The organism is Paracoccus angustae, from assembly GCF_042648745.1.
In the GTDB taxonomy this organism is placed as follows: domain Bacteria; phylum Pseudomonadota; class Alphaproteobacteria; order Rhodobacterales; family Rhodobacteraceae; genus Paracoccus; species Paracoccus angustae.
The window spans coordinates 79019-92309 of the sequence record NZ_JBHRXY010000006.1; the positions used below are offsets into that span (position 1 = coordinate 79019).

The following is a 13291-nucleotide window of genomic DNA, read 5'->3' on the forward strand; positions in this document are numbered from 1 at the left end:
AGATGAACTGGGACATCATCCAGGGCAAATGGAACCAGGTCAAAGGCTCCGTAAAGGAAAAATGGGGCGATCTGACCGATGACGAGCTGACCCAGATCGACGGCAACAAGGATCGCCTGTCGGGCAAGCTCCAGGAAAAATACGGCTGGTCCAAGAACGACGCCGAACGCGAGATCGACGATTATTTCCGCGACCGCACGCTCTGAGCCGGTCCGCCGAGCCAAGGAAAAGGGTGCCGTTCCGGCGCCCTTTTTCTTTGCGCCCCGCTGCGCTACCAAGGCCGGAGGTCAGCGCCGGGGTTCGCTTCCATGATGTATTCCTATGTCATCCGCCAAGGCCGCATCGCCCGCCAGGACAAGGGCGCGCCGCTGGCGGAGGCGATCTGGATCGACCTGATCGCGCCCGACAAGGACGAGACCGCCCGGCTGCGCGAACTGGGCGTCGATGTGCCGACCCTGGCCGACATGGAGGAAATCGAGATCTCGAACCGCCTTTACCGCGAGGCGGGAATGGACACCATGACCGCCGTGCTGCCGGGCGAACGCGGCGACGGCAGCCGCGTGGTGATGCCGGTCAGCTTTATCCTGTCCCCGCGGCGGCTGGTGACGGTGCGCCACCATTCCCCGCGCCCCTTTCTGACCTATCCCGAACGGGGCGAACGCTCGACCCTGGGCTGTTCCACGCCGCACCGCCTGTTCGTGGGCCTGGTCGAGGAGATCGTGGCCCGGCTGGCCGATCTTCTGGAAGGCTCGGGGCGGGTGCTGGACGACACCACCCTGATGGTTTTCGAGACGCGAAGCGCGCGGGGCCAGAGCGACCGCCTGCAAGCCGCGCTGCGCCAGGTGGGCCGCGAGGCCGAGGCCATGGCCCGCATCCGCCTGTCCCTGCTGACCATCGAGCGGATGCTGGCCTTCTATATCGCCACCATCGACGAGCAGCCCGAATCCTCCAGGCTGCGCCCGGCCGTCAAGGGCCAGCTGCGCGATGTCCAGGCGCTGGAGGTTCATGCCGATTTCCTGGGATCGCGCGTCAGCCTGGCGGTGGACACGACGCTGGGCCTGATCACCCTGGAACAGAACAGCACCGTGCGCATCCTGTCCGTGGTGGCCGCGCTGTTCCTGCCGCCAACGCTGATCGCCAGCATCTACGGCATGAACTTCGACGTGATGCCCGAACTGCACGCAAGCTGGGGCTATCCGATGGCCCTGGCCCTGATGGCCGCGACCGCCGCCGCCACCTGGCTTGTGCTGCGCTGGAAACGCTGGCTCTAAGGCCCGGGCCGGGGAGCCGGGCCCTTGCCGGCCCGGGACCGTCCGCCTATTGGTCGGAACCGAACAAGAGGGAAACTCATGCGTTCGTCCTTGTCCTATCTGCGCTGGCCGGTGATCGTCACCCTTCTTGGGATCCTTCTGGCCGGCTGGCTGGGCTATCGCTTCACCGGCGCCGCGGCCGGGGCGGTGTCCTTTCTGATGATCGCGCTTGTGCTGGCGGTTCTTGAAATCTCGCTGTCCTTCGACAACGCCATCGTCAACGCCAACAAGCTGAAGGAAATGACGCCGAAATGGCAGCGCCGCTTCCTGACCTGGGGGATCCTGATCGCGGTGTTCGGGATGCGCGTCATCTTCCCGCTGCTGATCGTGGTGATCGCCGCGCATGTCGGGCCGCTGGCCGCCATCCGGCTGGCGGCCACCGATCCCCAGGAATATTCGCGCCTGATCAACGAGGCGCATCTGCCCATCGCCGCCTTTGGCGGCGCCTTTCTGATGCTGGTGGCGCTGTCCTTCTTTTTCGACCAGTCGAAAAAGGTGGACTGGATCGGCAAGATCGAACGCGCCCTGCGCCGGTGCGGATCGGTCCGCGGCATGGAGGTCGGCTTTGTCCTGGTGCTGATCCTTCTGTTCGTCTGGCTGCTGCCCTTCGAGGAGGAGCATGTCTTCATGTTCAGCGCCATGTGGGGGATCGTGACCTTTCTGGGCGTGGACGCGCTTGGCCACGTCCTGGACCGCTGGGGCCAGGCGCAGGACGCCGCGCGCGGCACCGCGCAGGTGGGCCTGGGCGGGTTCCTGTATCTCGAGGTGCTGGACGCCTCCTTCAGCTTCGACGGCGTGATCGGGGCCTTTGCGCTGACCCAGAACCTGTTCCTGATCGCGATCGGCCTGGGGATCGGCGCCATGTACGTGCGGTCCATGACCGTGATGCTGGTCGAACGCGGCACCCTGGCCGAGTTCCGTTACCTGGAGCACGGCGCCTTCTGGTCGATCCTGATCCTGTCGATCCTCATGTTCGGCCAGACCATGTGGCATCTGCCCGAGGTCGTGACCGGCCTGCTGGGCGCGGTCTTCATCGCCACGGCCTTTGTCAATTCGGTCATGTGGAACCGGCGGCACAAGGGCGGGGCGCATCACTGATGGCGAAGGCCGGGGGCGCTTCGCCCCCCGGACCCCCAGAGGATATTTGTGCAAAGGTGAACAGGCGCGGTTCGGGCCGCGCCTTTCTACATCTGGTCGATGAGATCCAGCATGTCGGGCGGGATCTGCGCCTCGCGCAGGGTGAAGCTGCGGCTTTGGCGGTCCTTGGTCACGGTGATGCGGTAGGTCAGCCGGTCGGCGCAGTCGCCGCAGGGCTGGCGGGCAAGTCGGGCCAGCTCGTCCGGTCCGAAGGCTTCGCACAGTTCCTGGCGCATCTGTTCGGGCTGGTCGGACACGTCGATGGTCTTGTGCAGGTTCGCGGCGGCGATGCCGCCAAATCCGCCCTGCGCCGCGATTTCGATGATCATGGCGATGATCCCCCGGTGAATGGGGCAAATCTAGGCCTAGATCGCGATTCCGACAAGTTTCCAGGCGCGGCGCAGCATGACCGTTTCGATGCTGCCGCGCCCGGCCAGTTCGATGGCGGCGTCCATGGTCTGGTCCGCCCAGTCCGAGAAGCTGGCCATCGGGTTGTTCAGCGTCTGCAACGCCCGGTACCAGACCCGGCCCGGCAGTTCCCACGCCCGCCCGCCCAGATACGCGCAGAACAGGTAAAAGGCGTGGTTCGGGATCCCCGAGTTGATGTGCACCCCGCCATTGTCGTCGCCGGTCGCCACGAAATGATCCATGTGCCAGGGCTGCGGATCCTGGCCCAGCAGGTCGTCGGAATAGGCGGTGCCCGGCGCCTTCATGCTGCGCAGCGCGGCGCCGTTGATGCCGGGGCCCAGGATGCCCTTGCCCACCAGCCAGTCGGCCTGGTGGACCTCTTGTCCGAGCGCCCGTTGCAGGGCCAGGCTGCCGAACACGTCCGCGATGCTTTCGTTCAGCGCGCCCGACTGGTTTTCATAGATCAGCCCGCCCGAATGCTGGATGACGCCATGCGCCATCTCGTGCCCGATCACCGACAGTTCCAGAAAGGTGCGGAACACCTTGCCGTCGCCGGTGCCATAGGCCATCTGCGTGCCGTTCCAGAAGGCGTTGTTGTAATCGCGGCGGTGATGAACGGTGGCCACCAGCGGCATCCCTTGGCCGTCCAGCGAATTGCGGCCGTATTCCTCGGCGAACAGGGAAAAGACCTGGCCCGCCGCGTCATAGGCGGTGTCGGCGTCGGCGATGCCGGTCGGGCCGTCGCCTTCGGACCGGATCAGCTTGCCGGGCAGGGCGGCCCTGAACTGGCCGTCATGGATGCGCCGGTCGGGGCAGCACAGGCCCTCGGCCGGAACAACGGCGCTTGTGGCATAGGCGCCGGCGAAGGGTTCCGAGGGGGGCAGGCCGGGGCCGGTCAGGTCCGCCCGTTCCTCGCGCAGCTTCTCGGTCTGCTTCAGCAGGGTCCGCGCCATCTCGGCGGTTCTGGGATCGCCCCGCAGCGCCAGCACCCGCAGCATGTAGGGGGGCACGATGCAGGCGATCGGATGATGGTGCGAACACTGGAGCGAAAAGCACATGAGGCGAATCCCGTTCTGGAAATTCGCCTCATGTTAGCATGGCGAGGGCCGGAACGAAACAGGAACGTCAGCCCTGGGCGCCGCGCAGCCGCGCAACCAGCGGCAGAACCGTCGCCCGCAGCAGGGGATTGACGATGTAATGGGCGACGGGGATCAGGATCATCCCCAGAACCAGCCCGAAGATGCCGTCGAAGAACGCCGTCACCGCCCAAGCCACCAGGCCGGGCGCCTGCGGAACGGCATGGGCGGCCGCCTCGGCCTGGTGGTGAATCCAGTCGTAGGGCGCGGACCAGCCCAGTTCGGCAAGGCCGTGCAGCACGATCTGCCCGCCGACCCAGATCATCGCGGCGGTTCCGACAATGGTCAGCACCCGCATGAAGCCGGGCATGATCTTGACGATGCCGCGCCCAAGGGCCGAGGACAGGCCGTTCCGCCGCGCCGCCAGATGCACGCCGAGATCGTCGGCCTTCACGATCAGCGCGACAAAGCCGTAAACCGCGACGGTGATGCCCACCGCCACCACCGCCAGGATCAGCGTCCGCATCACCAGCGTGTCGCTGGCGGGGATGGTTGCCAGGGCGATGGTCATGATCTCGGCCGAAAGGATGAAGTCGGTCTTGATCGCGCCCGCCACGCGCGCCTCCTCCAGCGCGGCGCCGTCGCCTTCGGGATGGGTGTGTTCCTTGCTGTCGTGGGTGTCGCCATAGCCGAGCGCGTGGGCCACCTTTTCCGCGCCTTCGTAGCACAGATAGGCGCCCCCCAGCATCAGCAGCGGGGAAATCGCCCAGGGCGCGAAGGACGACAACAGCAGCGCGACCGGCAGCAGGATCACCAGCTTGTTGAACAGAGAGCCGCGCGCGATCTTCCAGACGATGGGGATCTCGCGGCTGGCGTCAAAGCCGTGGACGTATTTGGGCGTCACCGCCGCGTCGTCGATCACCGCGCCCGCCGCCTTTGCCCCGGCCTTGACGGCCTGCCCCGTCACGTCGTCGATGGACGCCGCCGCGACCTTCGAGATCGACGCCACATCGTCCAGAAGTGCCAAAAGTCCGCTCATCCGATCCTCATCTTTGCCAGCAGCGCCTTTGATGATCTTGCCGCGGTGCGGGGCGGCTGCAAGGGCGAACAGCAGGGCGGGGTTCATGGTGCGGTAACCAAAAGCCCCATGGCCGATTGTAGTTTCCGCCGCCGGCGATATTACGGGCAAGTTTTCTCTGGTCGATGGACCGTCGCCTTTCTCAAGGACGGTCTGGCGCCCTTTTACTGCCAGACGCTGATCCACAACTGGTTCATCGTGAAGATCCCGGAAGTCACCGGCGCAATGCCGATGCACGGAACCGGGGCGCATTTCTGGTCCATCGCGGTCGAGGAACAGTTCTATCTGATTGCCCCGCTGCTGCTGGTGCTGATCCCGCTGCGCCATTCGATTCTGGCCTGGGGCCTGCTGACCGCCGCGGCCATCGCCGATCAGGCTTCTATGGGTCGATTTCGGCGGGCGTTCTGGCGGCCATGCTTCAACGGCGGCGGCGCGATTGGCACCTCCGGCCTGCCGGCACGGCGTTGCTGACGGCCGTTCTGCTGATCGTCGGCTGGGCAGGCTGGACGGGCATGCTGGAATACCGTCATGCCGTTCCCGTTGTTGCCGCGACAATCGTCCTGCTGGCCGCAAGACCGGGGCATCGCGGTCCGGTCGGGGTCTTTGCGGGCGGCATCGGGTATCCCATGTATCTTCATCACTGGACGGGGCTGTTCGTCGCGAACATCCTGTCCGGTCTGCTGCCCCAGATGGGACGGCCGCCCGCCGTGACGGGAAGCTTCCTGTTCGCCCTTGCTTTCGCCTCGGCCGCTTATCTGGTGATCAACCAAAGGGTGCTGAGGCGCCGCGGCGCCTTCTACACGCCCGCACTGGGCAGGGCGGCCATGGTTTCGGCCTGTTCCATGATGGCGCTTGGAATTCTTCTGGACACCGTTGTCATCGGCCCGCTGGACGGCGGGCCGACGCCATGAAGGGCCGGCTTAATCCATGCTGACGTTCGCGTCCCGCACCACGGGTTCCCATTTCGCCATCTCGGCCTTCACATGCTCGGCCAGTTCCTCGGGCGTGGACGCGACGATGGTGGCGGAAAACTCGGCCATGCGTTCGGCGACGGCAGGATCGGCCATGGTGGTCCGGGCGGCGGCGGCAAGCGCCTCGACGGCTTCGGGCGGGGTGCCCGCGGGGGCGAAAAGGGCGTTCCAGCTGTAGGTCTCGTAGCCCGGCAGGGTTTCCGCGATGGTCGGAACATCGGGGAAGCTGGCGGCGCGCTCGGCGGTGGTCACGCCAAGCGCGCGCAGCTTGCCGCTGCTGATATGCCCGGACGCCGAAGGCAGGTTGTCGAAGATGATCGGCACCTGGTTGCCCAGCACGTCGGTCAGCGCCGGGCCCGAGCCCTTGTAGGGGATGTGGTCGATTTCCACCCCCGCCATGGACTTGAACAGCTCGCCCGACAGATGCAGCGGCGTGCCGTTGCCCGAGGACGCATAAGCCAGCGGTTCGGTTTTCGCCAGGTCGATCAGTTCCTGCACCGTGTTCACCGGCAGTTCCGGGTTCACCGCCAGCACGTTCGGCACCAGCACCAGAAGCGACACGGGCGCGAAGTCGGTCACCGGATCGTAGGGCTTCTGCTTGAGGATCAGCGGGTTCAGCGCGTGCGTGGCGACCGTGCCCATCAGGATCGTGTAGCCGTCCGCATCCGCCTCGGCGACCTGCTGCGCCCCAAGGCTGCCGCCCGCGCCGCCGACGTTCTGAACGACGACCTGCTGGCCCAGTTCCGCGCTCATCCGATCGGCGACGATGCGGCCCACCACATCGGTCGAGCCTCCGGCGGCGAAGGGGATGACCAGGGTGATGGAACGCTCGGGAAACGCGGCGGCGGCGGTTCCGGCAAACCCGAGGGCCAGGGCGGTTCCCAGCAGAAGGCGGCGGGTCATCATGGGCAGTCCTTTCGTTGATCAAGCATCGCTTTCGGTGAAGACCTCGTCGCGGCGCTTGCGGATCTGGGGCAGAAAGACCAAGACCAGGATCGCCAGCGACAGGATCAGCAGGCCCGCGCTGATGGGGCGGGTGACGAAGGTGGCGGGATCGCCGCGCGACAGGATCATGGCCCGGCGCAGGTTCTCCTCCAGCAGCGGACCCAGGACGAAGCCCAGCAGCAGGGGCGCGGGCTCGCAGCGCAGCTTGGACATGACGTATCCGAGCAGCCCGAAAAAGGCGACGGCGAACAGGTCGTAAGGGTTCGAGTTGACCGAATAGACCCCGATGGAACACATCGCCATGATGATCGGGAACAGCACGTAATAGGGCACCGTCAGCAGCTTCACCCACAGCCCGATCAAGGGCAGGTTGAGAACCACCAGCATCAGGTTGCCGATCCACATGGACGCAATGATGCCCCAGAACAGCGCGGGCTGTTCCGAGACCACGTTCGGCCCCGGCACGATGCCCTGGATGATCATCGCCCCGATCATCAGCGCCATCACCGGGTTGGCGGGAATGCCCAGCGTCAAGAGCGGGATGAAGGAGGTCTGCGCGCCCGCGTTGTTGGCGGATTCCGGCCCCGCGACCCCGGCCAGCGCGCCCTTGCCGAATTCCTCGGGGTGCTTGGACAGCTTCTTTTCGACCGTGTAGCTGGCGAATGCCGCCAGGATCGCGCCGCCTCCGGGCAGGATGCCCAGAACCGATCCCACGCCCGTGCCGCGCAGCACCGGGCCGATCATCTGGCGGAACTCGTCGCCCGAGGGGAACAGGCGGGTGATGTGTTTGGTCATCACCTGGCGGTCATGCTCGTCCTCCAGGTTGCGCAGGATTTCCGCGATGCCGAAAACGCCCACCGCGACGGCCACGAAGTTCAGCCCGTCGGCGAACTGGGTCATGCCCATCGTGAAGCGCGGCGCGCCGGTATAGACATCGGTGCCGACCATGCCCAGAAGCAGGCCCAGCACGACCATGGCCAGGGCCTTCAGCACCGATCCGTGCGCCAGCGCCACCGACATCACCAGGCCCATGACCATCAGGCTGAAATATTCCGCGGCCCCGAACTTCAGCGCGATAGCCGTCAGCGGGGGCGCGAAGATCGCCACCAGAAAGGTCGCCACGCTGCCCGCGAAGAACGACCCCAGTGCGGCGGTCGCCAGCGCCGTTCCCGCGCGGCCGTTGCGCGCCATCTGGTAGCCGTCGATGGCGGTCACCGCAGACGAGCTTTCGCCCGGCATGTTGATCAGGATCGCGGTGGTGGAACCCCCGTATTGCGCGCCGTAATAGATGCCTGCCAGCATGATCAGCGAGGACACGGGTTCAAGCTGGAAGGTGATCGGCAGCAGCATGGCGATGGTTGCCGTGGCGCCGATGCCGGGCAGCACGCCGATCAGCGTGCCCAGCAGCACCCCGATCAGGCAGAAGGCCAGGTTCGCCAAGGACGAGGCGACGCCGAAGCCCATCGCAAGATTGGAAAGCAGGTCCATGCGCGCCCCTTAGAATGGCAGCCAGGGGCCGAAGCGCCGGAAGGGCAGCCCCAGGCCGTAGGAGAAGACCAGCGTCGCCAGGATCGTCACCGCCACCGCCAGGATCAGCGCGGACAGCGGGCGCATCCGCACCGATGCCTGCGACGCGATCAGCGTGGTGACGAACAGCGCGGGCACGAAGCCCAGGCCGCGCACGGTCAGGCCGAAGAAGATCGGCGCGGGCAGGATGAACGCGATGCCGCGCCAGGCGATGCGCCCGAAAGGCTCGTCGTCGGGGCGGCCATAAGCCTTCCACAGGATCACCGCGCCCAGCAGAAACAGCAGCCCCGACAGGACCATGGGGAAATAGCCCGGTCCCATGCGGATCGAGGTGCCCATCTCCAACCCCAGGGACTGCCAGCCGAAAAAGGCGGCGATGGCCATGAACAGCAGGCCCGCCGCGATGTCGGTGCCGTCTTTCGGTTTCGTGGACATGATCCCCCCGCATCCCCCCGCGTGTCGCAAAAACCCCGCCGCCGGAATGGCGGCGGGGATGTGGGTCAGTCGGCGTAAACGCCAGCCGCCTCGATCACCGGTTTCCAGCGGGCGATCTCGGACTCCAGCTTGGCCTTCAGCGCCTCGGGCGTGGCGTCGGCTGCGGACGAGGGCGCGGTGCCCAGGTCGGCCATGGCCTGCGCCACGCCTTCGTCGGCAAGCGCCTTTTGCAGCGATTCGGACAGGCGCTGGTTGATCTCGGCCGGGGTGCCCTTGGGGGTATAGACCCCGTGCCAGATGCCGAACTGCATCGCCTCGAACCCGGATTCGGCGGCGGTGGGCAGGTCGGGGAACAGTTCCAGCCGTTCGGGCGTGGTCACGGCATAGGCCTTGATCGTGCCGGCCTTGATCTGCTGGGTGGTGTTGGTGGTCTGGTCGCACATGATGTCCACCTGCCCGCCCAGCAGGTCGGTCATGGCCGGGCCGGTGCCCTTGTAGGGAACCGTGACCAGCGGCGCTTCCAGCGCCTGCATCAGCAGCATCCCGCACAGATGGCTGGCCGCGCCGATCCCGGCATTGGCCAGCGTCAGCGAATCGGCGTTGGCCTTGACGTATTCGACAAAGGCCGGGAAATCGGCCGGTTCGAAATCCTGCCGCGCGGTGACAACCATCGGCACCTCGGTCACGAGGCCCACGTATTCGAAGGCGTTCAGCGTGTCATAGGCCAGGTTGCGATACAGCGTCTCGGACGTGGCCATGCCGATGTGGTGCAAAAGCACCGTGTATCCGTCGGCTTCCGCGTTGGCGACCTGGCCCGCGCCCAGCGTGCCGCCCGCGCCGCCGACGTTCTGGATCACGATCTGCTGGCCCAGGTCGTCCGACATGCGTTCGGCGACCAGGCGGGCCACGGTGTCGGTCGGCCCCCCGGCGGAAAACGGCACCACCATGGTGATCTGGCGTTCGGGATAGCCCTGGGCGAAGGCGGGCGCGGTCAGAACGGTGGCCGCGAAAAGCCCGGCCGTCAACTTGGATAAGGTCATGTGTCCTCCCAGACTGGTTATGCGGCGCGCTTTACGCAGCCGTCACGCTGAGGCCAGATTGCGTCAGCAATCCGGCAGGACACAATGATTTTTTCGCAAGCTCTTGTCCAAGCTGTCCAACTTTCGCCGCGTCGCGCGAAATGCGAAGGCTAACCCCTTGAAAGCGCGGCCACGGGATCCAGGCGGGACGCGCTGCGGGCGGGCAGAAAGCCGAAGGTGATGCCGATCAGGGTGGAACTGGCAAGCGCCGCGATCATGGCGTGGGGGGACTGGATCATCGTGAAGCTGGTGTTCAGCCGGTCGAAAACCAGGTTGAAGCCAAGCGCCGCCCCGATGCCCAGCACGCCGCCGATCATGCAGACCAGCACGGCCTCGATCAGGAACTGTTGCAGGATGTCGCCGCGCCGCGCGCCGACCGCCATGCGCAGCCCGATCTCTCCCACGCGTTCGGTGACGGACACCAGCATGATGTTCATCACCCCGATGCCTCCGACGATCAGCGAGATCACGGCGATGGCCGAGATCAGCAGCGTCAGCGTGCCGGTGGTCGCGGTGATGGTCTGCCGGATCTCGTCGGTGTTGACGATGAAGAAGTCCCGCGCGCCGTGCCGCCGGGTCAGGAAGTCCGTCACGGCGGACTGCGCGGCGCCCATGTCGGCATCGTCGGCGATGCGCAGGGTCAGGCTGGACAGCGTGCTGGTCCCCAGATAGCGCGCCTGCACGGTGGTGTAGGGCGCGTAAAGCCGCAGGTTCTGGCTGCCCCCCGGCCCGCGCGAGGCGATCTCGGCCACGCCCACCACGCGCAGCAGGGCGTTGCCCGCATAGATCACCTGGCCCACGCCGCTGTCGGCGCGCCCGGCGAACAGACTGTCGCGGGTGTTGGTGTCGATCACCGTTTCTTGCGCCATGCGGGCGACGGCCGTGGGGGAAAAGCCGCGGCCCGCGACGATCTTCGACCCGGTGACGGTGAAGTAATCGCCGCCCACGCCGCTGATCTGGGCGTTGGCTTCCGTTCCGCCGAAGCGGACCGTGGCCGTGGTGGCCGTGCCGGGCGTCGCCGCCGCGACAAAGGGCAGGCGGGCCAGCGCCTCGGCGTCGGAGGCCACAAGCGTCTTGATGCGCCCCGACCGCATGTCGCCGAAGTCGCGCCCCGGAAAGATTTCCAGCGTGTTGGTGCCAAGGGAGGAGATGTTCGCCAGCACCTGCCGGCGCGAGCCTTCGCCAAGCGCCACCACCGACACCACGGATGCGATGCCGATGATGATGCCCAGCATGGTCAGAAAGCTGCGCAGCTTGTGGGCGCGCATGGACACCAGCGCCATGCGCAGCGCCTCCCAAAAGGCGGAGCCGGGCAGGGCGGACGCGCCCCGGGCGGCCTTGTCGCGGCGGACGGGGGCGGGATCGGGCCGGTTGCGGCGGTCGGCGATGATGCGGCCGTCGCTGATCTCGACGATGCGGCGGGCGCGGGCGGCGACCTTGGGGTCGTGCGTCACGATGATGATGGTGCGCCCGTCGGCGTTCAGTTCGCCCAGGATCGACAGCACGTCCTCGCCGCTCTGGCTGTCCAGCGCGCCGGTGGGTTCGTCCGCCAGGATGACGCTGGCATCGTTGATCAGCGCGCGCGCGATGGACACGCGCTGCTGCTGGCCGCCCGACAGGGCCGCCGGGCGATGGCCCAGCCTTGCGCCCATGCCCAGGCGGTCCAGAAGCCGCGCCGCCCGCGCCCGGCGGTCCGAGGCGGCCTCGCCCCGGTAGACGGCGGGGATTTCCACGTTGCCGAGCGCGGTCAGTTCCGGCAGCAGGTGATACCGCTGGAAGATGAAGCCGAAGCGTTCGCGCCGCAGCGCGGCCAGATCGGCGCTGTCCAGCGCGCCGATGTCCTGGCCTGCAAAGCGGTAGGTGCCGGTGCTGGGGCGATCCAGGCAGCCCAGGATGTTCATCAGCGTGGTCTTGCCCGACCCCGAGGCGCCGATGATCGCCACGAACTCGCCGGGGCGGATCGACAGATCGACATCGCGCAGCACGGTCAGGCTGCCCTCGCCCGAGGGGTAGCTGCGCCCGATCCCGGACAACTGGATGATCGGCTGGTTTTCCATGGCTCAGCCCCGCATCCCGCGCGGCATCATCGGGTTGCGCGCCGGGCCGTCTCCGTCGGTGCTGCCCGTTCCGGTGACGATCTGCTCGCCCTCGGCCAGCCCCTCGGTGATCTCGGCCATGACCTTGTCGTTCAGGCCGATGCTGACCACCCGGTCCTCCAGCGCGCCGTCGCGGCCCTGGACCTGCAAGCGGTAGCGGCCCTGGCTGTCGGGCGATCCAAGCGCCATGGAGGGCACCGTCAGCACGTCCTGCGCGGCGCCCAGGACGATATGGACCTCGGCCGTCATGTAGGTGCGCAACCGGCCGTCGGGGTTCGGAACGGTGAAGCGGCCGTTGTAATAGATCGCCTCGGACGCGGCGCCCGAGGACGACGTGCTGCTGCCGCCGATGCTGGAATCGTTGACGATGCTTTCGGGGGCGGGGGCCACGGCTTCCAGCACCGCGTCATAGCGGCGTTCGGGCGCGCCCAGCACCGTGAACCAGACCTGCTGGCCCGGTTCCACCTGCCCGATGTCGGCTTCCGAGATTTCGGCGAAGACCTCCATCCGCGTCAGGTCGCCCAGAACCACGATGGTGGGCGCCGATTGCGCGGCGTTCACCGTCTGGCCTTGCTGGGCGGTGATCGCCAGCACCGTGCCGTCGCCTGGCGCGGTGATGCGGGTGTAGGACAGGTTCGCCTCGGCCGTCTGGATGGCGACGGCGGCCTGGGCGATCTGGGCGTCCAGCGCCTCGATCTGGGCCTTGGCCACGGCCACGTCGGACACCGCCGTGTCGTATTCGTTCTGCAAGGTCAGGTTGCTGCGTTGCAGTTTCTCCAGCCGGACCAGCGTGCGTTCCGCCAGATCCAGGGTCGCTTCCCGTTCGACCCGCTGGGCGCGGGCGACCGCCAGATCCGATTGCGCGGATTTCAGCGCGTTCCGCTGGTTGACGGAATCGATTTCCGCGATCAGGTCGCCCTTCCCGACGGTTTGCCCCAGTTCCACGGCGATGCGGGTGATCCGCCCCGAGGCCTGCGCGCCCACCGCGACCAGGTTGCGCGGCTTCAGCGTGCCCTGGGCCAGCACCGTCACCTCGATGTCGCCGCGGGTGACAGGGGCGGTGATCAAGGGCGCGTCGCTGGTCCCGGCGGGCTGGCCCACGCCGACCGCCGCCGCCCCCGCTGCCAGCGCGCCGCAGATCGCCAGCGCGACCGCCCCGTGACGAAATCCGAACCGCATGACCTGTTCCCTGTATCCGTGACCCTCTAGATAACGCCGCGCCTGGGAAA

At 67.0% G+C, this 13291-nt stretch carries 14 protein-coding genes; 5 read left to right on the forward strand and 9 right to left on the reverse strand.

The genetic code is table 11. The features are described from left to right. Positions 1-2 precede the first annotated feature (2 nt). From ACFOM8_RS09820 to ACFOM8_RS09830, 3 genes are all read left to right on the forward strand, one after another. The gene (locus ACFOM8_RS09820; RefSeq protein WP_377761176.1) at positions 3-206 is read left to right on the forward strand and encodes a CsbD family protein; all 204 of its coding nucleotides are present in this window, start codon (positions 3-5) and stop codon (positions 204-206) included. Positions 207-308: 102 nt separating this feature from the next. After that, entirely contained in the window at positions 309-1271 is a 963-nt protein-coding gene (locus ACFOM8_RS09825) for a CorA family divalent cation transporter (RefSeq protein WP_377761177.1), read from the forward strand. A gap of 78 nt (positions 1272-1349) precedes the next feature. After that, positions 1350-2408 carry a DUF475 domain-containing protein gene (locus ACFOM8_RS09830; protein WP_377761178.1) on the forward strand — a complete coding sequence of 353 codons (1059 nt, stop codon included), beginning with the start codon at positions 1350-1352 and terminating at the stop codon, positions 2406-2408. Between the two features lie 86 nt (positions 2409-2494). Here the strand turns inward: ACFOM8_RS09830 and ACFOM8_RS09835 are convergent, their stop codons facing one another. The 3 genes from ACFOM8_RS09835 to ACFOM8_RS09845 form a co-directional block, all read right to left on the reverse strand. Beyond that, positions 2495-2776, reverse strand: a complete 282-nt coding sequence (locus ACFOM8_RS09835) for a protealysin inhibitor emfourin (protein ID WP_377761179.1) — start codon at positions 2774-2776, stop codon at positions 2495-2497. A gap of 36 nt (positions 2777-2812) precedes the next feature. Continuing rightward, a complete protein-coding gene (locus tag ACFOM8_RS09840; RefSeq protein ID WP_377761180.1) occupies positions 2813-3913 on the reverse strand; it encodes a M4 family metallopeptidase in 1101 nt (366 codons plus the stop codon). A gap of 67 nt (positions 3914-3980) precedes the next feature. Beyond that, a complete protein-coding gene (locus ACFOM8_RS09845) occupies positions 3981-4970 on the reverse strand; it encodes a DUF808 domain-containing protein (RefSeq protein WP_377761181.1) in 990 nt (329 codons plus the stop codon). Positions 4971-5078: 108 nt separating this feature from the next. Between ACFOM8_RS09845 and ACFOM8_RS09850 the strand changes: the two genes are divergently transcribed. Together ACFOM8_RS09850 and ACFOM8_RS09855 are read left to right on the forward strand one after the other, a co-directional pair. Beyond that, on the forward strand, positions 5079-5480 hold the full coding sequence (locus ACFOM8_RS09850; protein ID WP_377761182.1) for a hypothetical protein: 402 nt from the start codon (positions 5079-5081) through the stop codon (positions 5478-5480). Next, positions 5474-5920 (forward strand): hypothetical protein, encoded by a 447-nt coding sequence (locus ACFOM8_RS09855; RefSeq protein WP_377761183.1) that lies wholly within the window; start codon positions 5474-5476, stop codon positions 5918-5920. The genes ACFOM8_RS09850 and ACFOM8_RS09855 overlap by 7 nt, the downstream gene beginning before the upstream one ends. 9 nt (positions 5921-5929) lie before the next feature. Here ACFOM8_RS09855 and ACFOM8_RS09860 read toward each other — a convergent pair whose 3' ends face one another. From ACFOM8_RS09860 to ACFOM8_RS09885, 6 genes are all read right to left on the reverse strand, one after another. Then, positions 5930-6886, reverse strand: a complete 957-nt coding sequence (locus ACFOM8_RS09860) for a Bug family tripartite tricarboxylate transporter substrate binding protein (protein ID WP_377761184.1) — start codon at positions 6884-6886, stop codon at positions 5930-5932. Positions 6887-6904: 18 nt separating this feature from the next. Continuing rightward, complete coding sequence (locus ACFOM8_RS09865) at positions 6905-8413, reverse strand: tripartite tricarboxylate transporter permease (RefSeq protein WP_377761185.1); 1509 nt, start codon at positions 8411-8413, stop codon at positions 6905-6907. Positions 8414-8422: 9 nt separating this feature from the next. After that, a complete protein-coding gene (locus tag ACFOM8_RS09870) occupies positions 8423-8887 on the reverse strand; it encodes a tripartite tricarboxylate transporter TctB family protein (protein ID WP_377761186.1) in 465 nt (154 codons plus the stop codon). A gap of 65 nt (positions 8888-8952) precedes the next feature. Then, positions 8953-9927, reverse strand: a complete 975-nt coding sequence (locus tag ACFOM8_RS09875) for a tripartite tricarboxylate transporter substrate-binding protein (RefSeq protein WP_377761187.1) — start codon at positions 9925-9927, stop codon at positions 8953-8955. A gap of 149 nt (positions 9928-10076) precedes the next feature. Next, a complete protein-coding gene (locus ACFOM8_RS09880; RefSeq protein ID WP_377761188.1) occupies positions 10077-12023 on the reverse strand; it encodes a MacB family efflux pump subunit in 1947 nt (648 codons plus the stop codon). 3 nt (positions 12024-12026) lie between these two features. Beyond that, complete coding sequence (locus tag ACFOM8_RS09885) at positions 12027-13241, reverse strand: efflux RND transporter periplasmic adaptor subunit (protein ID WP_377761189.1); 1215 nt, start codon at positions 13239-13241, stop codon at positions 12027-12029. Positions 13242-13291: the final 50 nt, after the last annotated feature.